Source organism: Acinetobacter towneri DSM 14962 = CIP 107472 (genome assembly GCF_000368785.1).
In the GTDB taxonomy this organism is placed as follows: Bacteria; Pseudomonadota; Gammaproteobacteria; order Pseudomonadales; family Moraxellaceae; genus Acinetobacter; species Acinetobacter towneri.
In genome coordinates, this window is the sequence record NZ_KB849688.1 from 210,852 (window position 1) to 236,238 (window position 25,387).

The window sequence follows — 25,387 nt, forward strand, 5'->3', positions numbered from 1 at the left end:
TAAGTTATTAAATATTTAGGTCAATTGGGTCTGTAGATAGACACTAATTTTCAATAATACGCACATCTTCAACAAGCATTAATTCACACGCGCCCGCCCCTGTATCATGACGGCTTAAAGAACTGCGCCACTGCCACCCATCTGCGGCAGTAACTTCAACCAATTTACCTTTCAAATAAATCAAATCATCTTCATCAATCTGTTTTAACTGTGTCGCAATCGCGGGTGTGGCAGGAATTAAATGCGTATTAGCGCTCAAACTTGCAATCTCTTGCACAGGAATCGGTGGTGCTTGTTCATAACGCCAATGATACCAACGGTTGCTTTGACGAATAGACAACTGTTTATACACTTCAGGCTTGGCCATTTCACCCCATCCCAAGGCAAAATCGACAGGGCTAAGCTCGGCTTCACGTCCAAAATTATAATTCTCACGTGACAATACCCGAAACTCACCTTCATAGGTTTCCAAAGCTTGAATGGTATAGTCTTTAAATTGATGCACTTGCTGCGATGACTGATAGGTTGTGCTATCCGCAATTCCTCCATCTGGCTGGAACAGCGTCATCCACAACAAATACAATATGGCAATTACCACAAAAAATTTAACTAAACGGCTCATGTGCTGCTCATTGGGGTGGATCATCTGCATGTATCAGGCAGGCAGCTAATTTTAACTTAAAAGCATGTTTGAAATCTTGTGCCATTGGACGAAGCGTTGAGAATGATAAACTGCCACGCTATACACAGCTTGACTTATAGCCCCGATTCACGTCAATTTCACAGACACGGCGTAAGCTATAAGTATTGCTTATCAAACAACTTTGCAACATTGAAGCGGAACATCATCATGGCGAATAAATTTGAATTTAAAATTCGTATCTATATGGAAGATACTGATGCAGGCGGCATTGTTTACCACGCCAACCATATTCGCTTTATGGAACGTACCCGTACCGAATGGCTTCGTGCGTCGGGTGTTGATCATTATTGGCATCAACAAGATTACAACTTTGTCGTGCATAAAATTAACGTGAAATATTCACGTCCAATCTTAATGGATGACCTAATTACTGTTACAGCAAGTGTAGTTTCGTGTAAAGCGTCATCATTTGTATTGCAACAAAATATTTATCGTGGTGAAATCATGCTTGCATCTGGCGAGGTTGAATTGGCCTGTCTTGGTTCAGATATGAAACCACGTCGTCTGCCAGATGAAATTCGTAGCCTTATTCTGAAAGAATTAGGACAAGATTAAAAAAATGAATTGGCACATGTAGTAACTATGGCAACACAACTCGAATCATCTCTTCAAGTATCAGATCTTATTTTACAAGCAAGTCCTGTTGTTCAGCTGGTAATGCTCTCGCTGCTTTTAGCATCATTATACAGTTGGTATCTGATTGCCAAGTTACACATGAGCTATAAAAAAGCACAGGCAGATGATCAGCATTTCCAAAAAATCTTCTGGTCTGGTGCAGAATTAAATACGCTTTACAACAACGCACAGCTCAATTCAAAACGTGTCGGTTTGGAAGATATTTTCTATCAAGGCTTAGGTGAGTTTTTAAAACTCAAAAAGCGCCAAGCGCCTGCAACACAAACCATTGAAGGCACAGAACGTATTTTACGTGTCGGTTTAAGCCGCGACCAAACTCAACTTGAACAAGGCTTAGGTGCATTAGCCAGCATTGGTTCGGTTGCGCCATACGTTGGTTTATTTGGTACCGTCTGGGGCATTATGAATGCCTTTATTGGACTGGCAGATGTCGATCAAGTCACATTGGCAACAGTCGCACCAGGGATTGCCGAAGCCCTCATTGCCACAGCCATTGGTTTATTTGCCGCCATTCCTGCGGTACTTGCCTTTAACCATTACACCGCCAAAGGCGAAGCGATTTATTCTGATCGTGCTTTATTTGCCGAAGAAATGGTGGCTTTATTACAACGTCAATCTTTAGGCAATACTAAGGATCACGACTAATGGCCATTCAACGCTCAGGACGCTTCGAGCGCATTAAGAAACCACTCAAAAGTGACATGAATGTAGTGCCCTATATTGATGTCATGTTGGTGTTATTGGTGATTTTTATGGTTACTGCACCGATGATTACCAGTGGGATTCAAGTCGATTTACCTCAAGCCAATGGTAATCCAATTGAATCGAAAGATGCCCCTGCTTTGGTGACTTTAAATAAAGATGGGCAATATTTTTTAGAATTCAAAGAACACAAAGCCGAACCTTTGGAATTAGCCCAACTGAAACAAATTTTGACCGATGCTCAAATTCAAGCCAAAGCTGAAAACAAAGAGTTTCAGGTTGTTATTCGCGGTCATAATACACGCCCTTATGGTGATGTGATTGCGTTAATGTCTGACTTACAAGATGCGGGTTTAACCCAAGTTGGATTGCTGACCGAGCCTTTAAAGTAATTTATGAAAGATTTTAAAAAGCCACCTTTTCAACAAAAAGCCATCGCGATTGGGTTCACCGTAGGTGTCCACCTTATCGCAGTGGTTGGCTTGCTTTATTTGGGCATGAGTAAAGCACCTGAGCCGCCTAAACCCATTAAAACGGTATTAATAAAACCAGAAGATTTAAAACCCTTATTAGAAACTAAATCTGCTGAAACCACACATGAAAATGTAGCAGAGCAAATTACTCAAACAGCCGAGCCTGCTCTTGAACCTGCCCCTGTCATTCCAACACCTGCAGCGGCTCCTACGCCACCCGCTCCTCAAGTTGATACACAAAAAACTGCACAAGCAGCAGAGGCTCAAGCACGTGCAGAACGACAAGCTGCTGAAGCCAAACAAATTGCAGAGCGACAAAAACTAGAAGCTGAACGCTTAAAAGCTCAACAAGCACGCGCCGAAGAACGTGTTCAACGAGAAGCTGACGCCAAAGCAAAAGCTCAAGCCGATGCCAAAGCACGTGCTGAAGCAGATGCTGTACGTCGTAAAGAAGCCGAAGCCCTGAAAAAAGCAGAAGCGGCAGAAAGACGTCAACTCGAAGCCAATGCAGCAGCAAAACGCAAAGCTGAAGCAGATGCAAAAGCCAAGGCAGATGCTGAGGCAAAACGTAAAGCTGACGCAGATGCAAAAGCCAAAGCTGATGCAAAACGTAAAGCTGACGCAGATGCAAAAACCAAAGCAGATGCCGATGCAAAACGTAAAGCTGCAGCAGATGCAAAAGCCAAAGCTGATGCCGACGCAAAACGTAAAGCTGCTGCAGATGCAAAAGCCAAGGCAGATGCTGATGCAAAACGTAAAGCTGACGCAGATGCAAAAGCCAAAGCTGATGCCGAAGCGAAGGCGCGTGCCGACGCTGAAGCCAAAGCTTCAGCTGCCAAAAAAGCTGCAGAAGAAGCCGCTCAGAAAAAGGCCGAAGTAAGACGCATTGCATCCACCGCTAAACGTGATTTTGAAAATAAAATTAGACGAGCATGGGATACCCCAGCAGGTTCTTCAGGTCAACGTGCAACTGCTCGTGTGACTTTAAGTGACAGTGGCGCAGTTCAGTCTGTCGTGGTTAACTCTAGCGACCCTGATATGAAAGCAAGTGTAGAGGCTGCTGTTCGTGCTGCAGCACCTTATCCGATGCCATCAGACCCAGATGCACGACGCGAAGCACGTAGCTTCACCTCTACCTTTACAGCGCAATAAGTTACCAGTTAGCCGAATAACATCTATTTGGCTAACTCCTTCTCAAAATATTTACGAGTATAAATAAATTTAAATTTTCACAGTGTTATAACAGTTTTATTATAAATTCATGCTTTCATTCCTACCAAAGCATGCCATTATGTACCACAATTACATCCAAAAAAGTTATGTTGATTTGAGAAAATAGCGAATGATGGAAACAACGCGTAAACACCTACTTTGTCTTGCTATTTTAACTGCGCTTAGCCCAGTTTTAAGCACACAATCTTTTGCACAACTGCATTTAGAAATTGCCAAAGCACCAGAAGAAGCACCTAAAATTGCGATTGTGCCGTTTGGCAATGATCAAAGTATTTATCCTATTGTAGAAAACGATTTAAACCGTTCAGGCAAATTCACCAGTTCATCTAAAAACCTTGCTGCAACTGCAAGCATGAACAATCCAAATGCAGCTGCATGGCAAGCCGCAGGTGTACCTTATGTGGTGACGGGAAATGTCAAAGCCACTGCAGAAGGCGGTTATGAAGTTCATTACCAACTTTATGATGTGCAAAAACAGCAATACTTATTGAATGAATTATTAAGCGTGCCTGCGTCACGCGTACGTTCTGCTGCACACATGATCAGTGATGCCATTTATGAAGCACTCACGGGCATTAAAGGTGACTTTAGCGGACGCATTGCTTATGTACTGCGCAACCCTGCAACACCTGAACAACGCTATACCCTGCAAATTGCCGATACTGATGGTGAACAGCCTAAAACCATTTTGACTTCGCGTGATCCTATTTTATCGCCTGCGTGGACACCAGATGCCAAAAAAATTGCCTATGTGTCGTTTGAAACCAAACGCCCTGCTATTTATGTGCAAGATTTGGCGACAGGTCAGCGTGAAAAATTAGCCAGTTTCCGTGGTTTAAATGGTGCTCCAAGCTTCTCACCAGATGGTCAAAGCATGTTGTTTACCGCATCCATGCATGGCAATCCAGAAATTTATCAAATGAATTTAAGCACCCGTGAACTGCGACGCATGACCAATGACAGTGCGATTGATACCGAAGCACGTTATGCACCAGATGGTAAATCATTTATTTACACTTCAGATCGTGGTGGTTCCGCACAAATTTATCGTTATGACTTTGCCACAGGCAGCAGCAAACGCCTAACCTTCCGCGGTGCATTTAACGCACGTGGTACGCTCAGTGCCGATGGTCGTAAACTGGCATTGGTGCATCGCCCAAGTGGCAGTAATTACAAAGTCGCAATTCAAGACATCAACACCAATATCACCAATATTTTAACCCCAACCAGTTTGGATGAGTCGCCAAGCTTCTCACCAAATGGGCAAATGGTGGTGTATGCAACGCGCGAAGGCGCACGTGGCTTATTGTCAATTATGTCTTTAGACGGTCGCTTCCGCATGAACTTACCAAGTGAACAAGGTGAAGTGCGTGAACCTGCGTGGGCGCCAAAATAATGAGTATCCGCAAGGTAAACACTTTTCAGTTCTGTTTTAAAACCAAAAATCAAGCTTCATGGAGATGAGGATGAACGCAGTTAAATTATTGGTACTCCCTGTTTTGGCATCGGCTTTAGTGATGACAGGTTGTGCAAACCGCAAACCAACGACTGACTCACAAGCAGGTCAAACACCAAGTGGTGCAACTACAGTCAACACCCAAGGTTTGAGTGAAGATGCAGCTTTAAATGCACAAAACCTTGCAGGTGCATCTGCCAAAGGTGTAACCGAAGCCAACAAAGCTTTCTTGGCAAAGCGCGTGGTGCATTTTGACTACGACAGCAGCGAATTATCTAATGATGATTACCAGACCCTACAAGCACATGCACAGTTTCTAATGGCGAATGCCAACTCTAAAGTAGCGCTTACAGGTCATACCGATGAACGCGGTACACGCGAATACAACATGGCTTTAGGCGAGCGTCGTGCCAAAGCGGTTGAGAGCTTCTTAATCACCAGCGGCGTTAACGCAGGTCAGCTTGAAGCAGTGAGCTATGGTAAAGAAATGCCAGTCAACCCTGGACATGATGAAAATGCATGGAAAGAAAACCGTCGCGTAGAAATTAACTACGAAGCTGTTCCACCATTATTGAAATAATAATTTGCTGTTTGGGAAAAACTCGTTTAGAACGTGTTTCCCCAATACGAAAAAAGCGCTCTTTATTACAAGGGCGCTTTTTTATGACATAAAAAACTGGGCGAACGAATATTTTAAAAACTAACAGATAAGTGCAGAAATACAGCTTTGCTTCAGTTATTCCGACTCGGCATCAGCTTTTGCAGTTTGCATAGATTCAATCAAATCATGCTTGTTAAACTTTTTATATTCAGGTTTAGACTCGTAATCTTTCCAAGCGGCTTTCATCTTGTCCTCAGAAATATCGTCTAAACTAATCCCTTCGCTTGGCGTTGGAGTCGCATCAAACTTTAACGTTGTCATATCTGTGCTCCTATCTCAAATTAAATCCTTCACATCAACATAGCACTTTCTGCAGGACTTGCAAGGGTAAAATCACAGCAAATAGTCGAGTTTAATTTTTCTTTTAACGCGTTCTCATCTAAACTATTGCAACATATTGTTATCCTCATTTTTGCAGTCATTCGGAGTTTTCCAGTCATGTCATACCGCACCCTTTCCCAATTTCTACAACAACAAACTGGAAATTTAACACCCGAACTTGCTCAAGTGATTGAAACTATAGCCAATACTTGCAAAACAATTGACCAAACATTACAAAAAGGTGCATTGGCGGGCGTATTAGGCAGTGCCCAAAATGAAAACGTACAAGGCGAAGAACAAAAGAAATTAGATGTTATTTCAAATGATTATTTAATTGAAGCGTTACAAAAACATCCTAATGTGGGTGGTTTGGCGTCGGAAGAATTAGACGAATTCACTCCTGCTCAGGAAAATGGTCAATATTTAGTGTTATTTGACCCACTGGATGGTTCAAGCAACATCGACATCAATATGTGTGTGGGTACCATTTTCTCAATTTTACCTGCAAAAAATGCCGTGACCCAAGCTGCAGACTTTATGCAAGCAGGTACACAACAAGTTGCTGCAGGTTATGTCCTGTATGGCCCATCTACCATGATGGCGCTCACTGTTGGTGCAGGCGTGGTATTCTTTACCTTTGACCCAGAAAGCCAAGAGTTTTTGGTGACTGCAGACAACATTCAAGTTGCTGCCGATACAAAAGAATACGCGATCAACGCTTCAAACCAACGCCATTGGGAAGCACCTGTAAAACGCTATATTGATGAACTTTTGGCTGGTAAAACTGGGCCACGCGAAAAAGACTTTAACATGCGTTGGGTTGCATGTATGGTGGGCGATATTCACCGTATCCTTTGCCGTAGCGGGGTTTTCATGTATCCATACGACTTAAAAGACCCGAAAAAAGCAGGTCGTTTACGTTTAATGTATGAAGCCAATCCAATGAGTATGCTCATGGAACAAGCAGGCGGTGCGGCAACCACAGGTCGTGTGCGTATTTTAGACATCCAACCCACAGACCTACATCAACGTGTGCCTGTCATCATTGGCTCAAAAAATGAAGTCGATTTGGTCAGCAGCTACCATCAATAATTTTTAACAACAGCAGTCGGCCATTCGCTGACTGCTGTGGATTTTATCGCATGCCTACGATTTTTTTAGAATCAAAAGATAACCCGAAAATTAAACACTTACGTGGTTTAATTGAACAAAATAACTATCGCAAAAAACAGGGACAAACGGTACTTGAAGGTACACATTTGTGTCTGGCGTGGTTACATGAAAATAAAAAAATCAATTCGATTTTTACCACCGAACATGCACTAAGCCATCCTGACTATGAGCGTATTTTGGCTAAATACACAGGCGTGGTCTTTGTCATTGGCGAATCTTTATATAAAGATTTAAGCACTTTAGGCACTTCCCTTGCCTGTTTAGCCATTGTCGACGTGCCAAGTTCAAGCCAAGCTTTAGACTTTAAAGCAGACACACTGATTTTAGAAAATGTGCAAGATCCGGGTAATGTCGGCACCTTATTGCGCTCTGCAGCAGCAGCAGGTATTGAACAAATTATTTGTACCAAAGGTTCTGCCTCACTTTGGTCGCCACGGGTGTTACGTGCAGGCATGGGCGCACACTTTAGCTTGCATACCTTTGAAAATATTGAACTCGAAGATGTCTTAGCACAATTTCAGATTCCTGTATATGTGACCAGTTCACACCATGCAGAAAGTCTCTATTCCAAAAATCTGCGTAAGGCTTGCGTCTGGATTCTAGGCAATGAAGGTCAAGGTGTGTCCGATTATGCCTTACAGCATGCAGAAGCGGTAAGTATTCCACAACCAGGTGGACAGGAATCTTTGAATGTGGCAATTGCAGGCTCAATCTGTTTCTTTGAAATGGTACGCCAACGTCTGTAAATGGTTAATTTATTTTAAAAAGACTAGCCCTGCAAAAAAAATAGATTAGACTGAAAATAATAACTTGCAATGTCAACCAAACCATTGTTTTTAGCGTTATAAAATATGATGTTAAAAATAATGGTGGGTATCCAATGACAGGATTTTCCATCTCTATGGATTTAAACCCGAAGTCGTCACACTCGGAAAATTTGAGTGCTCTTAAGAGTACGGCTGAGCAACGTCTGAAGAATTTCATGCAAGACGTAACGGGGCGTGCCTTAGTGATGATGGAAAGTGCAACGCAAGGACAGCACGGCATTGCTATGGATTTGGTGCAAGAAGCCTTTATTTCCTTGCATAAATCTTATGCTGACAAAGCCACAGAGGAATGGTATCCCCTGTTTTACACCATTTTAAATAACAAATTACAAGATTGGCGTCGTAAAGAAGCTCGCCGCGCTCAACCGTTTTCATGGTTCAAAAAAATCAGTTTAGATGATGACGATGTTGAACAACTTGATATTGTCGATGAGCAAGCACTCAATCCTGCAGAGTTTTTAGATCAAGCTGTGACTGTAGAAGAAATTCAGGCAGCAATTGCGGGGCTTCCTGTGCGGCAACAACAAGCTTTTATGTTACGTGCTTGGGAAGGTTTTGATACGCAAACCACCGCACAAATTATGAACTGCACTGAAGGCAGTGTAAAAACGCATTATCACCGTGCTATTCAAGCTTTACGCAACAGTTTGGCACATATGAATCCGTATCTGGGAGGATCATCAGAATGAAACAAGATGATTTCTTAAAACAAGTGACATCTAAACTTGATGGATTGGCTCGCCACCATCAAGACAAAGCCGCGGTCATGAATCATGTCTTGGACAATATTCAAGACAAGAAAACATCGCGCTATGGGCTTTGGAAAATGTCAGGTTTTGCATTGGCTGCGGCAATTGCAGGTTTTGTGGTCTTGCCAAATTCAATGGAAATGACCACACAGCCGCAGAATCAAGCTGTATCTGTTCCTAAACTTTCTCCACAAATGGTGGAAGATTTAGAAATGTTAATGGTGTTGGGTGAGGACAAAGTTCCACATGGCAGCTAAACGAATTGTGATTGCGTGTTGTGCGCTCAGTTTTTTACAAACCAGTTTTGCAGGGTTTGAGCGTTTTTGGATTTTTTCCAAAGATGCAGATACGCAAATTTCAGAAACCTGGGAAACTCTTTCTGAAGAAGAACAATTGGCCTTAATTAAGCGCTATCAAAACTTAAAAGAAATTCCTGCAGAAAAAAGCGTAGCTTTACAGCAGCGGATGGATTGGTTTACTCAACTGCCTGATAGCGAAAAACAAAAAATGCGTGAAACTTGGCAAAAAATGAGCACGCAAGAACGTCGTGAATTAGGACAACGCTTGCAACAAGCAACACCTGAACAACGACCTTTAATTCGTCAGGAATACATTCTTAAATATCAGCAGCCTGCAATGAGTCACTAATTTTATCTGTTCATGGATAATAGAAAGTACTTGAAGTCACCAATAACAAAAGCCTCATCGTGTAAAACAGATGAGGCTTTTGCAATAAAGAGTCGGTAGATTACGATTTTCTTGGACGTTGACGATAGAACGCCAATCCGATTAAACCAAACATACCCCAGAAACCTAAGCTTCCCCCACCGCCACCACTGGCTTCATAGTTGGTGTTCTTGGCTGTATTCTCCAAAGTAATAGTCGCTTCTTCTGATAGTGCCTGCTCATGATCAAACACGGTATATCTCAGTTCATAATCGAATGGGCTAAAACTATTACGCACTTGTACCTGAATATTGCCTCCATAGCAGGTTTCACGTTCATAATCACCTGGACAAGGTGCTTTACGATCTGCCGTTAGCACCACGCTAGAAGGGGAAGGGTTATGTGTAAAGCGAATTGCGAGCTCTTGTCCTGTATGGTCTCTATAGAATGCTGGTTTATTGGTATTTTCAGCTAAAGTACTGATTATGCCATCCCCACCATCGCTATCATTCAGCAATGGATTAAAACTCACTTTGAGGTCTGTACCATATTCAAGTCGTACACGATCATCTTTTGCAATTGGGGCAATATTGCTAAATTTACCTTCAAGTAAGCCCGAAGAATGCAAATTACTGTCCAATTTTGAGGTAATGGTGTATTTACAATACGCTGAATCGGTTGCTTCTGTGACTTTATCATTCAGTCGATACATGACAATCCGTTGCAACTGTGCATCCCATTCACATTTGAATAGTGGATCTTGGGTCAATTTATCGGTACTAAATGTGGTACCTGAACCCGAAATTGCACCAATCCCCAATACTTCAGTGCTAATGCTAAAGTTGTCAGAATTAAGCTGTCTTAACTGAACAAATTTCCCATCTGCAGTTGGTTCATCTTGCTTTAATGCCATCGCAAATGGATCAACATAAATGGCACGATATTGCTGCTTAGCTTTGGTATTCGCCAACAAATCCTGCATCGTTTTCAAATCAGTACGCGATTGAGAAACGACCGAAGATGCAGCATCTTTACTTTGATCTATCGCAGACTGAATACGGTCAATTTGTTGCTGATAATTGGCAAATAAACTTTCATAAGAGACATTACGCAAGCTTTGAATATCGGCTGCATTTAAGCGCATCACTTCTACAGAGCCAATTTCACAGGTATTTTTTGCATCAGGATTTAAAGTTAAAGTTGCATTACTCACCCGCGCTAAACCACGTTGTTCATAATCACTACACCCCATGCTGTTTACATCAATCAAATCTTTCGCAGGGTCTGAACCAAGTTTTGGATAATACAACGGCAGGAATAAATTATAAGCAGATGGTTCTTGCAAGGGCTGCAATACTTGATCAAAGCTAAGCCCTGTCAAATCCAAATTTTTAGCACCATCATAAGAACTATTTGCTGTTTCAGGCAAATCACACTCGCCTTGCTCTGTCGCTGATCCCATTGCGAATAAGGCATTGCGAATTGTGTTGATGTTGCGCGCCTGCTCTAAGCTCGCAGGGAATGCATAACGACAAGATTTACCTTGGTTAAAGGCCAACATATTAAAAGAGAGGACAATACGTGGATAATTGTCATAAAACAAAGTACTCAATGCTTTATTTTCAACAATGGTATTACTTTGCAAATACACCTGTGACAAAGTGCTAAGCGGATGATTTTCTGCATTACTTAAGTTAAAGATATGACCTTTGCTGGTATCAGCTTGGTTTTGTGCAATCGTACTGGCAGTCAACGCAAGATCTGGTTGGCCGCAAAGATCAAAAGTACTAAGACTATTTGCAGCACCATTTTTCACAATACTGCTGCGGTCAATTTTCACCATAGAGCGTGTATTGACCAAGTTGGCACTACAATCCATTGCCAACACACTACCTACTTTGGCTTGGTTCGCATGGATATAAGCATTTTCTAAATTGACTTGACGCTCCGCTTGATGAGCAACAACGTAAATTGCACCACCTTGTTCTGCATGCGAATTTTGAATTTCGACATTGTTCGCAGCTAATGGGCCTGCCACAAATAATGCACCACCCTTGCCTGCATCTGCAGGGTTTGCATTACCACCACCATGGGCATTCCCATTTTTTAGAATGACATCGTATAGCGCCACGCTGGCTTGGGTATCTGAAGTATTGATAATGCGGCTATTGCCATGTGCATTAATAGTGGTTTTTAACGGTGCAATTGAAGGATAACGATGTGTAATTGGATCTACTTGGTTATAGTCGACCGCTGTCGCCCCATAAATACGCACCATAGATTGCGGGCGTAATTCTGAGTTTAAGATATATTCCCCAGCCTGCAACTGAATCATATCGGTTGCACCACGGTTGGTATTGCCTGCGCTACATCCACCGAACGCAATATTCTGCTTGGCCGCAACTAACGCTTCACGTAATGAACATTTGCTTAAGTCTTCACCATTTTGATCTTCAAAGGTCGTGACCTGAATCACACGATTATCTGCTGCCATAAGCGACATAGCAGACAGCACCATTATCCCTAATAGTGTTTTTTTATTATTTTTCATATTCATCCTTTATGCTTTTCTACGGCGTAAACCCAACAAACCCAATAAAGTCATTAATCCGTAAGCGCTCCATGCACCACCAGAAACTTTTATTTTATCGCTTTCCATACGATTTTCATGTTCTTGAATAACTTGGACTTTCACTTCCATATAAGGTGTTGTGCTGTTAAAGCGTGTGGTGCTGGTAACTAATTTAATTTTAAAGACATCTGCACCATGCCAAGCAGAATCTGGGGTATATACCAAATTCCCCAACTCATCTACGGTCAATTTTCCTTTAGAACGTGTATCGAGTTGCTCAATTTGCACACAACCTGCTTGCCATGCTTGGCCTGTCGGATTGTTTGGATAGACTTGATCACAAAATTCTTTAGACACCAAATCACTATCACCCAACAAATCACTCACCGACATTTTAGCAATTTGACCCGCCAAAATATCTTGACCTATAAGCCCCATAGTTTCAGGAACCATCACCTCTATTGCACCACGGTCACATAAGGTAATATCTGACTGACGGTTTTTACCGCGCTGATCTGAAGCAGCACAACCGACTACCGTATTATCCCCCAGTTGTAATTGCCCCTGATTCAACACCACAGAATCTTTCAGGCTGTTATAACTGAGCAATACGCGTGGGCGCATAAAGCCCAAGAATGAGTTTTCAGGAACTTGATATGGACAAAAGAGTGCCGTTTTATCTTGACTGAGGGTTTGGCATGCACCTTCAAGCAGATTACCTGCAAGCACCGAATTTGCAGTCCATAGCGTATTTGGATAGTTGCTATCGCCTGCTCCACAGCCTGCGCCGACTAAATTATTTTGCAATCTTGTTGCATCTGAACCTGCTTGCACACAGTTTGCTGCAGTATTGACACTGACAGGATGTGGATTACCCAAAATCACACTATTGGCAATATAGGCTTTACCCAAAGGTGCGTTGAGATACACACCACGGCTGTTACCAATCAAGCTAATGTTATTGACACCAATATCATCCAGCACATTCATGACATAGCCTTCATTTGCAGTAAAAGTACTGCTCACGATCATATTCCCCATACTAGGAAAGGCTTTGATTTCTTCATCTGCCAAACTTGCTGCAGAATAGAGATTGGCTGAAGCAACTGATATGGTTTTGTTGCCTTTAAATACTGAAGTTGTAATCACAAAGCGAGGGAATTGCGTATAAATGACGCCACCTTCCTGCGCTTGGTTAGCTTCAAGCAAGCTATTTTTGATCTCAATAAAACCTGCAGGGATCTTCTCGTCAGTCATTTGTGCGAGGTTATAAATTGCCCCACCTTGATTGGCTACACCCTGACTCAGTTTCACATAGTCTAAAATTAAATGTTCATTATTATAAATCAGACCACCTTGTTGCTGACGACAGCGTTCCTCACCGCAGCCCTGTAAAGTTAATTCTTTTAAAGAAACTTTTAAGAAACGATCCTTGCTATCTTCAATGTGGAAAATTCGCTCATTGCCGCGCATCTGAATCGTGGCATTATTCAAACCTGGGGCAGTTTTATCATTCAGACTACTGTCATAGGTGGTTTTAATTTCAAGGTTTTCTGTAATTTTAAGTTGAGTATCAATTTGATAGACGGCTTTCTTTTCTAATAAAATCACACTTGAGGCATTTTTGCCGCCACAGCCCAAATAGCCTTCTTCAGGCATGCCTAAATTAATATACTCAATGGCTTCACGCAAAGAACATTGTTGATCATCTGCTTTGGTGTCAGCAGTGGTGGTGACAATGATATTACTACTATATGCATGACCTGCGATAAACAGCATACCAATGCCGATGCTCTGCTTGAGCATAAGCGTACTCCTTGTAATTTTCTTTGTTTTTTTTCTTCTTTAGTTGCAAATTCCCTGCAACTTCGAATTATTTTCCGAATAATTTGGCATAGCTTGCGCAAATTCTCAAGTAATTTTAATTTTTACCGATATTCGTCAATTAAAGCATAAATCTGACGCAGGTTTGCGCCACTTAATTTCGTTTTCTCTCCTTTAAGTAATTGCACCAACTGTTCAAGGCTTTGCAGCAAAATCGAGGTCTGCTGTGGGCCATGTAACAATAAGTAATCAATAATTTGTGGGTCGATGATAATCCCGCGACGCTCTAACACGGAACTCACTAAAGCTTGTCGGTCTGCATACAAACTGCCTGAAGGCACTTTAACACTCACTGCCTGCGTCAAACGTGATTGCAAATCGGGCAATTCAAGCTTTAATTCAATCGGTGCAAAACGTGATGAAAACACCAACTGACCACCAACCTCATTGCTGTAATTGATTAAGTGAAACACCGCACGTTGCCAATGTGGTACACCACTAATCGCTTCAATATCGTCTAAAGCAACCAAATCATAACGGTCTAAAGAGGTAATTGCTTCTGTTGGGGCATCCAATAATTCAAGTAAGGATACTTTAATAGCTGATTTGCCAATTTCTAAATAGGAATCGCAAATTGCAGACAATAAATGACTTTTGCCTGTGCCCGCACCACCATAGACATAAAAGCGATTGACCAATCCTGCATGAAGCTGTCGAACTGCATCAATCACATGCCCCCAACCCGGACCAGAAAAATCACTGATCCGTGCATCTAATTGAGGCTCGATATCTAACTGCAGTTGACGCATAGAATTGTAATCACCTAGGAGTTTTGCTGATCTGAGGGCTTTATCTTACTTGATTTTTCAGTCTGTTGCAGTGAATTTGCTGACTGAGGATCAAGCTCAATATCAATATGAACTTGTGCTGTATCAATGCTGATGTCACCCGATGCACCATCTTCCGACACCACCACAGGTTGCCCATACAAATAACTTTTTTCGTAAAAATCACGTAAATGACGCAGTAAAACCACAATCACTGCTGCTACTGGTAAAGCAATCAACATCCCCATGAATCCAGCCAGTTGTGCACCTGCTAAAACAGCAAACACCACCGCGACTGGCGAAAGCCCGATTTTATCACCCAATAAAAACGGTTGTAGAATATAGCCTTCCACCGCCTGTCCAATCATAAAGACCACAAGGACTAAAACCAATTGCATCCAGTCAATGCCAAATTGTAGGAAAGTGGCAATAATGGCTGCAACAATCCCTACAGCGAAACCTAAATACGGAATAATACTAGCAAGTCCCGCAACCATCCCAATAATCAAGCCGACTTCTAAACCAATCAGTTGTAGCCCTGTAGCATAAACGACGCCCAACAAGATCATCACCAAAAACTGACCTTTAACGAAAGCACCTAGAACACTGTGACATTCTTGTACCACAGCCAAAGTGCTTTGCTCATAAGGACGCGGAATTAAGCGACGCAGGCTGTCGAGCATACGCTGCCAGTCGAGTAGGAAATAGAAAGCAATAATTGGAATCAGCACCACGGTACCGCCAATTTGAATAAAATTCAGACCAGACTGTGCAACACGCAATAACATGGCTTGAATACTATCGGCACTATAATTGGTTTGCACATAATCCATGACGATGCTGCTCATGTGCGAGGTATCAATTTCCATTTCTTCAATATGAAAAGTCGAAGACACCCACGGCAAGAAGGTCGAATTGATCCAGTTAATACCGACAGGAATACTGTCACGCGCAATCATCAACTGCTTCCAAACCAAAGGAATGATGTACCAAACTGCCAAAGTCAGCGCGATGCCAATCCCAATAAAAACCAAACTGATAGATAGCCAACGTGGCAAACCGACTTTGCAAAATTGTTCAACCAATGGGCTAAATAAATAAGCCATGAAAAATGCAACAACAAAAGGAATGACAACCGGTTTTAATAAGTACAGCACCCAAAGGAGCAGCACTATCCCAGACAGGATAAAAATGCGACGCAAGGTACGATCGACCATAGAAATTCGCCTTTTTTCAGTTTATTCGTTATAGAAGTTAAAATATTTGAATAAAGATAGCATTTTAGCGCATAAATAACATAAGAGTTTCGTATATTCAGGTATAATCGCCCCGCGAATGCGGAGACTTCATTATGAGCAACTCAACTTCTAACCCAACCACTGGTTTAAGCTATAAAGATGCTGGTGTCGATATTGAAGCGGGCGACGCGTTAGTCGATCGTATCAAATCTGTCGCTAAGCGCACGACTCGTCCTGAAGTGATGGGTGGATTAGGCGGCTTTGGCGCACTTTGTAAAATTCCGAAAGGTTATGAAGAACCTGTGCTCGTATCTGGCACAGATGGTGTAGGAACTAAATTACGTTTAGCGTTGAACCTAAACCGCCATGACACAATTGGTCAAGATTTGGTGGCAATGTGTGTAAATGACTTGCTGGTGTGCGGTGCTGAACCTTTATTCTTCTTAGACTACTATGCAACAGGTCACTTAAATGTAGACGTTGCAGCCAATGTTGTTACAGGAATTGGTAAAGGCTGTGAGCTTGCAGGCTGTGCGCTTGTAGGTGGTGAAACTGCTGAAATGCCAGGCATGTATGAAGGTGAAGATTACGATCTTGCAGGCTTCTGTGTGGGCGTGGTTGAGCAAAGCAAAATTATTGATGGCTCTAAAGTAAAAGCTGGTGACGTTCTGATTGGTGTCGCTTCTTCAGGTGCACACTCAAACGGTTACTCTTTACTTCGTAAAATTTTAGACGTAAAAAATGTTGATTTAACTCAACTGGTTGATGGTCGTCCACTGGCTGACGTTGCCATGGAACCAACACGCATTTATGTCAAATCAATGCTTGAACTGTGCAAACAAGTTGATGTGCATGCTATGGCGCACATTACGGGTGGCGGTTTACCAGGTAACTTACCACGTGTATTGCCAAATGGTGCGCAAGCAGTGATTGACGAATCATCTTGGGAATGGCCAGAACTGTTCAAATTGTTACAACGTGAAGGCGGTGTAGAACAGTTTGAAATGTATCGCACCTTTAACTGTGGTGTAGGTATGGTTGTTGTTGTAGATGCCAACGATGCAGACAAAACAGTTGAGCTTCTCAACAGCCTTGGCGAAAAAGCTTGGGTGATGGGTCGTATTCAAGACAACGCCGAATCCGTTGAAGGCGCAGATGAAAAAATTCGCGTAATTTTTGCGTGATTTGACTCAGATGATCAAAATAGCTGTCCTCGTTTCAGGCAGCGGAAGTAACTTACAAGCCCTGATAGATGCCAATCTTTCAGGGCAAATTGTTGGGGTTATTTCCAATAAGCCTGATGCTTATGCTTTACAACGCGCTCAACAAGCAGGGATTAAAACTGCAGTGATTGAGCACAAACAATATCCGAGTCGTGAATTATTTGATGATGTCATGCATCAACAATTACTTGATTGGGATGTTGATTTGGTTGTTCTCGCAGGCTTTATGCGTATTTTAAGTGCCAAATTTGTGCATGCTTGGGAAGGTAAAATGCTCAACATTCATCCTTCACTCTTGCCGCATTATAAAGGCATGCACACCCATCAACGTGTACTCAATACAGGCGATACTTTACATGGTTGTACCGTGCATTATGTCACTGCTGAATTAGATGCAGGTCAAGCACTGGCACAAGGTGTGTTGCAAGTAAACATCCACGATGATGCCGAAAGCTTGGCGAACCGTGTGCATGTGTTGGAGCATTTGATTTATCCGCAAGTGGTTGAATGGATTTGTAACGGAACCATTCAGCACACTGCGCAAGGTGTGATGTATCGCCAACAACTGTTACAACAACCTGTGCAGTTTTGCAATTTTTAAATATTCTTTAAGTATGTAGCTTTTGATATATACGAAAAAACGCCTGTTGATCAGGCGTTTTTTATGGTTCGTATTTGGTTCAGACTGAATTAAACAGAAGCAGCTTTACTCTGCTGTGCTTGAATCAAATCTTTAATCAACTGCACCGTCGCTTCAGGTTTTTCTAAAGGGAACATATGTCCACCTTCAACCACCTGATAAGCAATGTTGAATTTCTTGGCGGTAATTTGTGGGAAACCTGCTTTTAAGAACGGCCCTTTTTTTGCAATCACCAATTCTGTCGGCACTTGCAGTTTTGCTTGCGGTAACCACCACAGTGATGGATTGGTTCTAAAAATATTGACCTCGTCCATTTTTGGAATGGTCAATTGTACCCCGCCTCGTACATGGTCATCAGTCAAAGCATGCTCGATATAAGCCTGAAAACAGTCGGCATCAAAATCTTGATAAAAACCTTTCGGACGCAATAAGTCTGCTGCTTGCTCACGACTTTCCCAATGATCACGACGGCGCAAAGACAAAGATGCAGGCGACAGTTGATCTACTGCTTTAAGCTTAAACATTTTGGCAAAATGTAAAAACACCGATGCTTTACCCATAATTAAAGGTGGATCAAGCATGATCACTTGTTCAAATAATTCAGGGCGTTGTAAAGAGGCTTGAAACGACAACACTGCACCTAAAGAATGCCCCAACGCAATCACTTTACGTCCCTGAGCTTGACGTACAACACTGTCAATCACTTGTTGGGTTAAGCTTTGCCAATGATTATCAATCGGATAACGCTTATCTGGCCCCAACAAAGGGACGTAAATCACATCGTAATCATCTTTAAGTAAATCAAACAGTTTTTGATAAACCTTCGATGGCACGCCATTGGCATGCGCAAAATGAATCAGTGGTTTCATTGTAATTTCGCGTTTTGCTCAGTCTGAATATGTTGAGATAAAGAAGTGGCAAAGCCCTCTCCCACTGCTGCACCCATACGACCCAACACAGAGTCTAAAGGACTATGTTCAATGGTATAGTTCACTGTTTTATCTAGGTTTAAATCACGCTTCAGGCTATTTAAACTGCCAATCTTATCGGCAATGCCTAAAGTCACGGCTTGCTCACCTGTCCAGAACAGACCTGAGAAAATCGCAGGATCTTGTGATTTCAGTTTCGCGCCGCGTCCATCTTTCACTGCTTGAATAAAGTGGCCATGCACATTATCTAATACGGCTTGCACATGTTTTTTCTGTTCAGGATCAACAGGTTGTGTCATCGACAATAAGGCTTTATTTTCACCTGAGGTCATAGTACGATCTTCCACACCCATCTTCTGCATTAAACCGCTCAGCCCATAATTTGGCATAATCACGCCAATTGAACCCACCAAACTTGATGGATTGACAATAATTTCATCTGCAGCGGAAGCAATGTAATACGCACCTGAAGCGCCAGTATCGCCAATCACGGCATAGAGTTTTTTCCCTTGATGCTGTTTTTTCAGATATTGAATTTCTTGCCAGATTTCATCTGACTGCACAGGTGAACCACCCGGAGAATTAATATTTAGCACCACCGCCTGACTGTTGCTGTTTTCATAGGCTTTTTTCAGTGACTTGATGGTGTCATTGCTGTTCACACTTTGCTTATCAGATGCAATTGTGCCAACAATATCCACCACCGCGATATGTGGACTCGCTGCCGATGGATTCGTGGTCGTGGTACTGCACCCTTTGCCCATTATCACCAACAGTAAAAATATATAAGCAAAAGTTAAAAACTTAAAGAAAATCCCCCAACGACGTGCACGACGTTGTTCTTCAACTGAAGCTAAAACAGCTTTTTCTAATAGTTTCCACTCATTGCCTGTGGGCTGCTGTGCTTGTGGAGATATTTGTTGTGATTCATTTTGTGGTTTTGGTGGCCAATCGGACATGAAACAATCCAAAAAATAGTAAATTTGCTCCATTATATACACGGAATTGGCAAAAACTGTCTAAAGCCTGTATTTTCTCCTATAATATTTTACATCTTTATCCTTTCTATCAATTGATGCTGTCGTTATGACCGAACCTGCACCGACAACGGCTTTATCGCGCCTGCTTGATTTTGTCAGTCGACAACCTTTAACAGTTGCGCGTTTTTTTGCAAAATCTTTGGCTTTTTTGGTCAATACACTGCGTTTGAGTAAAACCTCTCAAACCATTCAACTCAATCTACAAATTGCGCTTCCTGAGCTGAACTCACAACAACGCGAACAGATTACCCAGCAAGCAATTCGTAACGAACTGACCTCTTATTTTGAGTTTTTTCATATTTGGGGATCAAGCAATCAAAAAAATATTCAAAGAATCCATCAGGTACATGGTTTAGAACTATTACAAGATGCACTGGCTGCACAAAAGGGTTTGGTCTTAATTGTGCCGCATTTTGGCACTTGGGAAATTATGAATGCGTGGATCGCTCAATATACGCAAATGACCATCATGTATAAACCTGTCAAAAACCCTGCGGCAGATGATTTTGTGCGCCAAGCACGTAGCCGTGAACAGGCACATTTAGTCCCAACAGATGAATCTGGGGTACGTCAAATTTTTAAAGCACTCAAACAAGGCGGAACCACTGTCATTTTGCCAGACCATACCCCAAATATAGGTGGTGAGATGATTCCTTTTTTTGGTATTCCGTTGGAATCGAGTAATTTAAGCGCCAAATTGATTCAGAAAACTAAAGCAAAAGCTTTGTTCTTATATGCGTTAAGAAATGCAGATCAAGGCTTTGATATGTATATCGAAGCGATAGATGAGCACATTTATCAGTGTGATGCCAATGCAGGGACAGCTATTATTCACCGTGCAATTGAAGATTTGATCCGTCGTTATCCTACACATTATCACTGGAGTTATAAACGCTATAAAGCCCATCCAGATTTACGTGGGGTCTATCATAAACCTGTGCAAGAAGCCTTGGCAGATGTGCAGGCTGTACGTGCCCAGACACAGAACCAAACTAACGCTGCAACCACAATTTCTGCTGCCGATACGGCTGTATAAGCATACGCTGTTGTGCATCTACAGAAAAACGTACGCTGCCCTGTTGTATGGTGTTCATGAACGGAATATTGAGCGCAGCCAAGCGTTGCTGAACTAAAGAACTAGGATGTCCATAACGATTATCAAAACCTGCAGATGCCACGGCCAATTTGGGTTTAAAATGTGCTAAAAAATCATAGGCAGAACTGTGCTTACTCCCATGATGACCCAAAATTAACACATCTACTTTTAAATCAGGATATTCCTGCAACAATTGATATTCAGTTGCCCAACCTGCATCGCCCATCACTAAAAAATGCTGATATGGCTGTGCGGATGGCACTGAAATATACAACACACATGACAACTCATTTTGTTGCTGTGCGGCATAGGGTAATTGACTCGGTTTAGGAGATAAAACTTGTATCTGTACCTGATGTGGTAAAGACCACTGTTGCCCTTGCTGACACAAATTAAACTTGCTATTTACTGCCACATCTACGGTCTGATTGGCAAAGACATGCTGAATATTGACTTCATTTTGTAGATAAGGAAAAGCACCGCTATGGTCTTGGTCTAAATGGCTTAAAACCACCTGATCCAGTTGCTTGACACCATGCACCGCTAAAAACGGACGTAAAATTTGCTGTCCAATACTAAACTTACTTTCATCATAAGAACCGCCCACATCAATCATCATGTTGTAATGACCTGAACGTAAAAATAAAGCTTGTCCCTGCCCCACATCGAGTACTGTTAATTCAAATGGTTGTCGTTGGCTATCGACTATAATCAGTGGAACAAAACATAAGATTGCCCAAGTTTTAGGCAATACCGATTGTGGTAAAAATAGCAGAAATAAGCCTAAACATAGACAGACATACACCGCTGCAGACATCGACAAAGTATGTAACCGTGGTACAAAAACGGTTTCCATCCCCCGAAAAATCAAGCGCAACAAAGCCATAGCTAGATCATTCAATTGAAACAGTATTGACGCCAAGGGTTCAAAAATAAAAAAGCAAATTCCTGCCAAAACATCTAAAGGCACGATCAGCATACCAATCAATGGAATTGCGATGATATTAATAAGCGGTGCAATCCACGCCACTTGTTTAAAAAACACAATCACCAAAGGAAATAAGGCAATAAAAATTTTCCATTGCGACTCGATTAGAATTTTGCTGGCATGTTTCAGTTGCTGCCAACGATTCAGCTCTATACGTGGTTGCGCACTCAAGCTCTGATAAATACGCAGTAGAATAAAACAGGCCCCGTAAGACAGCCAAAAAGCAGCAGACAGTACACTTAAAGGATCAAACCATAATAATAAGGCAGCACTATAAATCAGCAAGGCAAAGCCTTGAAGCTTCTGCTTCAACACTAACATTACTGTCACTAGACTGCACATCAGCAAGGTTCTTAATGCAGGAATTTCAAAACCGACAAAGGCGGTGTACAGCAATACACAACTTAAAAATGGCAACATGAGCAAGTATTGTTTAGGCATCCACAAATACCAATGCGGACGGTAATACCTAATCAGCTGACGTAATGCCCAACATAGCATGCCTGCAAAAATCAGCACATGTGGCCCTGAAATAGCCAATAAGTGGCTAATTCCAAAACGCTGAAACTGTGCTTCAGTTTCTGCATCTAATAGGCTTTTATCTCCTGTGAGTAATGCAAGAATTAAACCTTGATGATGCAAAGGTTGCTGCTGAATAAACAGTCGAATTTGATAACGCTGCTGTTCAATCCATAATCGAAATTTTGCCCATAGCGTCTGTTGGGCACGCCAATGTTGTGTAAACCCCATGGCATAAATTTGTTCAGCCGAGATAGGCTGAATCTGCTCAACCCGAAAACCACTCATAATATTTTGCTGTAAATACCACCGCTCTACATCAAATGCACCTGCTGTGGCATAACTATGCGCAGGGCGAATTTTTCCACTTAATTTGTAATAGTGTCCAAGTTCTAAATTTTGCTCTTGATCTACCTGAGTTTGTGCTAAAGTTGCTAACCATGTCACTGTTTGAGGATGTCGGTTTAACACCTCAACCCTTTGTGAAATGCTGTTGTCATTTAGCTGATTTAACTGTCTGACATAAACCACGACTTCAGCAAATTCAGGTTGTAGTTCACGCCATTGCAAACGCTGCTGCATCTGCGTATCCGCATAGATCAAACCGAAAACAAGACTCAAAACACCTGCCACTCCTACATTCAGACATTTCCAATAGATTGAAGATAAGCGAGCTTGCAACAAGTATTGCACAACGATACTGCATAAAATCAGTAAAACCATTGCACTAGGCATGGAAGTCAATGAATGTATTGGAAAAGAAGAAGAACGTATTCCGACACAGGCGATCCCAATCACCCAAGCCAGACCAATCAATTGCAGCATGAATATTAAACTTATTATTTTTATTGGCATGCATCATAAAGCCCACCGAAGTGGGCTTCAACAAAACAATCTTATTCCAGCAATTGCTATTTTAAACGCAATCGCTTTTGAGCGGCTTTACGAGCTATGCCCCTAAGCATCTACCCAAACACCATCTTGCATGTGCAGAATGGTATCGGCAGATTTTGCCAGTTCTTCATCATGGGTCACAATCAGCATCGCCATGTTAAATTCACTGCGTAATTCACGCAGCAATTCAAAAATTTTAACTGCAGTTTTGCGGTCTAAGTTTCCAGTAGGCTCATCGGCAAGCATGAGTGCGGGTTTCGCCACCAACGCACGTGCCAATGCAACACGCTGACGTTCCCCTCCAGAAAGCTCACCAGGTTTGTGGGTTAAACGATGCGACAAACCGACACGCTCAAGCAGATACTCTGCCTGTGCCTTCACCTCTTTATAGTTCGTGCCTGCGCGTAACATTAACGGCATCGCCACATTTTCAAGCGCACTAAACTCAGGCAGCAAGTGATGAAATTGATAAACAAAACCGAGGTATTGATTACGCAAATAACCGCGCTCAGCTTCGCCTAAATTGTCAAAACGCTGACCATTTAAAAATACTTCGCCTGTACTTGGTCGGTCTAAGCCACCTAAAACATGCAATAAGGTACTTTTACCCGAACCACTCGCTCCGACAATCGACACAAACTGCCCTTGCTGAACTTGTAAATCTAGACCACGAATCACTTCAACAGTGGTTTTGCCATCGGTAAAGTGTTTAGAAACTTGCTTGGCTTCCAGAACAATCTTACTCATAACGCAATGCCTCTGCTGGTTGAATTTTCGCGGCACGTAATGCAGGGTAAATCGTCGCCAAGAAACTTAAAATTAATGACAAGCTCACAATCACCACCACATCTTGCCATCTTAAATATGAAGGTAAGTAGTTGATAAAGTAGGCATCAAATAAGTTTAGCCCTAATACATTATTCAACCATGCAATAAAGCCACTGATACTGGACGCGAAAATAATCCCCAAGATTGCACCTGAAACCGTACCAATAACCCCAATGACCGTACCTTGCACCATAAAAATTTTGGTAATCGTGCTTGGTGATGCACCCAAAGTTCTTAAAATCGCAATATCCGATTTTTTATCGGTCACAACCATCACCAAAGAAGACACGATATTAAATGCAGCCACCAAAACAATTAGGAATAACAATAGGCTCACCATCGCCTTTTCCATTTGAATGGCGCTAAACAAGTTACCGTGAGTATAAGTCCAGTCCGAAGCGTAAAAGTTGGCAGGTAGCTCTTGCACAATATCTCGAGATACTTGTGGTGCAGCAAAAATATCATCCAGTTTTAAGCGTACACCTTGCGCACCATCGGGTAAACGCAGCAAAGTCGAAGCATCATTCAGGGCGATATATCCCATCATCGAATCGACTTCTGCACCAATACTAAAAATACCGACCACTTTGAAGCGTTTAAAACGCGGTACAACGCCTGCAGGTGATGGCGTCGCTTCAGGTAAAACCAAGGTAATGCTGTCGTTTAAACCCAAACCCAAGGCATCGGTCATTTGTTTGCCCAAAACAATACCGAACTCACCCTTTTGCAGATTATCGATACTGCCTGCAACCATGTGGTTTTGAATGATGGATACTTTCTTTTCGTATTCGGGTTCAATTCCCGTGACCATAATGCCCGACACTTGCCCTTGTGCGGTCAACATGCCTTGCAATTGCGTAAATGGTGCAGCACCAACAACATGCTTATGTTGCTCAACTTTCGTTGCAAGTTCTGGCCAATTTGTTAAAATTTGTGTTGATGAAACAGTGGCTTGAGGTATCATGCCCAAGACACGATTTTTTAATTCGCGATCAAAACCATTCATCACCGAAAGTACGGTAATGAGGACGGCAACACCCAAAGTTAGACCGATCATCGAAACTAAGGCAATAAAAGAAATAAAGTGGTTACTGCGCCGAGCGCGCGTATATCTCAACCCTATATATAGCGAGATTGGTTTAAACATACCATCAAGTCCGAGGTAATAC

26 protein-coding genes are annotated in these 25,387 nt (G+C 42.2%); 15 read left to right on the forward strand and 11 right to left on the reverse strand.

Annotated elements, in window-relative coordinates; all coding sequences use genetic code 11:
- Positions 1 to 43: 43 nt before the first annotated feature.
- Positions 44 to 622, reverse strand: a complete 579-nt coding sequence (locus tag F947_RS02545) for a hypothetical protein (RefSeq protein WP_004971789.1) — start codon at positions 620 to 622, stop codon at positions 44 to 46.
- A gap of 228 nt (positions 623 to 850) precedes the next feature.
- On the opposite strand from F947_RS02545, the gene ybgC reads away from it, so the two are divergent.
- From ybgC to pal, 6 genes are all read left to right on the forward strand, one after another.
- Positions 851 to 1,258, forward strand: a complete 408-nt coding sequence (ybgC, locus tag F947_RS02550; protein WP_004971791.1) for a tol-pal system-associated acyl-CoA thioesterase — start codon at positions 851 to 853, stop codon at positions 1,256 to 1,258.
- Between the two features lie 27 nt (positions 1,259 to 1,285).
- Positions 1,286 to 1,984 (forward strand): protein TolQ, encoded by a 699-nt coding sequence (tolQ, locus tag F947_RS02555; protein WP_004971794.1) that lies wholly within the window; start codon positions 1,286 to 1,288, stop codon positions 1,982 to 1,984.
- Positions 1,984 to 2,433, forward strand: coding sequence for a protein TolR (gene tolR / locus F947_RS02560; protein ID WP_004971796.1), 450 nt, complete (start codon positions 1,984 to 1,986; stop codon positions 2,431 to 2,433). Before tolQ ends, tolR begins: the two co-directional genes overlap by 1 nt.
- Before the next feature lie 3 nt (positions 2,434 to 2,436).
- A complete protein-coding gene (gene tolA / locus F947_RS02565) occupies positions 2,437 to 3,666 on the forward strand; it encodes a cell envelope integrity protein TolA (protein WP_004971797.1) in 1,230 nt (409 codons plus the stop codon).
- A gap of 193 nt (positions 3,667 to 3,859) precedes the next feature.
- On the forward strand, positions 3,860 to 5,143 hold the full coding sequence (gene tolB, locus F947_RS02570) for a Tol-Pal system beta propeller repeat protein TolB (protein ID WP_026438303.1): 1,284 nt from the start codon (positions 3,860 to 3,862) through the stop codon (positions 5,141 to 5,143).
- A gap of 70 nt (positions 5,144 to 5,213) precedes the next feature.
- The gene (pal, locus tag F947_RS02575; RefSeq protein ID WP_004971799.1) at positions 5,214 to 5,783 is read left to right on the forward strand and encodes a peptidoglycan-associated lipoprotein Pal; all 570 of its coding nucleotides are present in this window, start codon (positions 5,214 to 5,216) and stop codon (positions 5,781 to 5,783) included.
- Positions 5,784 to 5,939: 156 nt separating this feature from the next.
- On the opposite strand, the gene F947_RS02580 is transcribed toward pal, so the two are convergent.
- Positions 5,940 to 6,125 carry an NF038105 family protein gene (locus F947_RS02580; RefSeq protein WP_004971800.1) on the reverse strand — a complete coding sequence of 62 codons (186 nt, stop codon included), beginning with the start codon at positions 6,123 to 6,125 and terminating at the stop codon, positions 5,940 to 5,942.
- A gap of 177 nt (positions 6,126 to 6,302) precedes the next feature.
- On the opposite strand from F947_RS02580, the gene F947_RS02585 reads away from it, so the two are divergent.
- The 5 genes from F947_RS02585 (at position 6,303) to F947_RS02605 (ending at position 9,582) form a co-directional block, all read left to right on the forward strand.
- A complete protein-coding gene (locus tag F947_RS02585) occupies positions 6,303 to 7,277 on the forward strand; it encodes a class 1 fructose-bisphosphatase (RefSeq protein WP_004971801.1) in 975 nt (324 codons plus the stop codon).
- A gap of 50 nt (positions 7,278 to 7,327) precedes the next feature.
- Positions 7,328 to 8,104 (forward strand): TrmH family RNA methyltransferase, encoded by a 777-nt coding sequence (locus tag F947_RS02590; RefSeq protein WP_004971802.1) that lies wholly within the window; start codon positions 7,328 to 7,330, stop codon positions 8,102 to 8,104.
- A gap of 155 nt (positions 8,105 to 8,259) precedes the next feature.
- Positions 8,260 to 8,874, forward strand: coding sequence for an RNA polymerase sigma factor (locus tag F947_RS02595; protein ID WP_004971803.1), 615 nt, complete (start codon positions 8,260 to 8,262; stop codon positions 8,872 to 8,874).
- A complete protein-coding gene (locus F947_RS02600) occupies positions 8,871 to 9,191 on the forward strand; it encodes a hypothetical protein (protein WP_004971804.1) in 321 nt (106 codons plus the stop codon). Before F947_RS02595 ends, F947_RS02600 begins: the two co-directional genes overlap by 4 nt.
- Entirely contained in the window at positions 9,181 to 9,582 is a 402-nt protein-coding gene (locus tag F947_RS02605) for a DUF3106 domain-containing protein (protein ID WP_004971806.1), read from the forward strand. Before F947_RS02600 ends, F947_RS02605 begins: the two co-directional genes overlap by 11 nt.
- 100 nt (positions 9,583 to 9,682) lie before the next feature.
- Here F947_RS02605 and F947_RS02610 read toward each other — a convergent pair whose 3' ends face one another.
- The 4 genes from F947_RS02610 to cxpE all read right to left on the reverse strand — a co-directional run bounded on the left by F947_RS02610 (position 9,683) and on the right by cxpE (position 16,040).
- On the reverse strand, positions 9,683 to 12,103 hold the full coding sequence (locus tag F947_RS02610; RefSeq protein WP_228619173.1) for a CSLREA domain-containing protein: 2,421 nt from the start codon (positions 12,101 to 12,103) through the stop codon (positions 9,683 to 9,685).
- Between the two features lie 57 nt (positions 12,104 to 12,160).
- Positions 12,161 to 13,978: a rhombotarget A gene (gene rbtA, locus F947_RS02615; protein WP_004971809.1), complete on the reverse strand. Its 1,818-nt coding sequence runs from the start codon at positions 13,976 to 13,978 to the stop codon at positions 12,161 to 12,163.
- Between the two features lie 122 nt (positions 13,979 to 14,100).
- Entirely contained in the window at positions 14,101 to 14,805 is a 705-nt protein-coding gene (hda, locus tag F947_RS02620; protein WP_004971812.1) for a DnaA regulatory inactivator Hda, read from the reverse strand.
- Between the two features lie 14 nt (positions 14,806 to 14,819).
- Positions 14,820 to 16,040, reverse strand: coding sequence for a chloramphenicol efflux transporter CxpE (gene cxpE, locus F947_RS02625; RefSeq protein WP_004971813.1), 1,221 nt, complete (start codon positions 16,038 to 16,040; stop codon positions 14,820 to 14,822).
- Positions 16,041 to 16,174: 134 nt separating this feature from the next.
- Between cxpE and purM the strand changes: the two genes are divergently transcribed.
- Positions 16,175 to 17,245 (forward strand): phosphoribosylformylglycinamidine cyclo-ligase, encoded by a 1,071-nt coding sequence (gene purM / locus F947_RS02630; protein ID WP_004971815.1) that lies wholly within the window; start codon positions 16,175 to 16,177, stop codon positions 17,243 to 17,245.
- A 10-nt stretch (positions 17,246 to 17,255) separates the two neighbouring features.
- Positions 17,256 to 17,885, forward strand: coding sequence for a phosphoribosylglycinamide formyltransferase (gene purN / locus F947_RS02635; protein ID WP_004971816.1), 630 nt, complete (start codon positions 17,256 to 17,258; stop codon positions 17,883 to 17,885).
- 89 nt (positions 17,886 to 17,974) lie between these two features.
- On the opposite strand, the gene F947_RS02640 is transcribed toward purN, so the two are convergent.
- Entirely contained in the window at positions 17,975 to 18,793 is an 819-nt protein-coding gene (locus F947_RS02640) for an alpha/beta fold hydrolase (protein ID WP_004971819.1), read from the reverse strand.
- The gene (sppA, locus tag F947_RS02645; RefSeq protein WP_004971820.1) at positions 18,790 to 19,812 is read right to left on the reverse strand and encodes a signal peptide peptidase SppA; all 1,023 of its coding nucleotides are present in this window, start codon (positions 19,810 to 19,812) and stop codon (positions 18,790 to 18,792) included. Before sppA ends, F947_RS02640 begins: the two co-directional genes overlap by 4 nt.
- 127 nt (positions 19,813 to 19,939) lie before the next feature.
- Between sppA and F947_RS02650 the strand changes: the two genes are divergently transcribed.
- Positions 19,940 to 20,929 carry a lysophospholipid acyltransferase family protein gene (locus F947_RS02650; RefSeq protein WP_004971822.1) on the forward strand — a complete coding sequence of 330 codons (990 nt, stop codon included), beginning with the start codon at positions 19,940 to 19,942 and terminating at the stop codon, positions 20,927 to 20,929.
- Here F947_RS02650 and F947_RS02655 read toward each other — a convergent pair.
- Positions 20,886 to 23,321 (reverse strand): DNA internalization-related competence protein ComEC/Rec2, encoded by a 2,436-nt coding sequence (locus tag F947_RS02655; RefSeq protein WP_004971824.1) that lies wholly within the window; start codon positions 23,319 to 23,321, stop codon positions 20,886 to 20,888. The two genes, F947_RS02650 and F947_RS02655, sit on opposite strands and share 44 nt — an antisense overlap.
- On the opposite strand from F947_RS02655, the gene F947_RS14575 reads away from it, so the two are divergent.
- Entirely contained in the window at positions 23,230 to 23,457 is a 228-nt protein-coding gene (locus tag F947_RS14575) for a hypothetical protein (RefSeq protein WP_154648271.1), read from the forward strand. The genes F947_RS02655 and F947_RS14575 overlap by 92 nt on opposite strands.
- Here F947_RS14575 and lolD read toward each other — a convergent pair.
- On the reverse strand, positions 23,454 to 24,137 hold the full coding sequence (lolD, locus tag F947_RS02660) for a lipoprotein-releasing ABC transporter ATP-binding protein LolD (RefSeq protein WP_004971826.1): 684 nt from the start codon (positions 24,135 to 24,137) through the stop codon (positions 23,454 to 23,456). The two genes, F947_RS14575 and lolD, sit on opposite strands and share 4 nt — an antisense overlap.
- A complete protein-coding gene (locus F947_RS02665) occupies positions 24,130 to 25,365 on the reverse strand; it encodes a lipoprotein-releasing ABC transporter permease subunit (protein WP_004971828.1) in 1,236 nt (411 codons plus the stop codon). Before F947_RS02665 ends, lolD begins: the two co-directional genes overlap by 8 nt.
- Positions 25,366 to 25,387 lie beyond the last annotated feature (22 nt).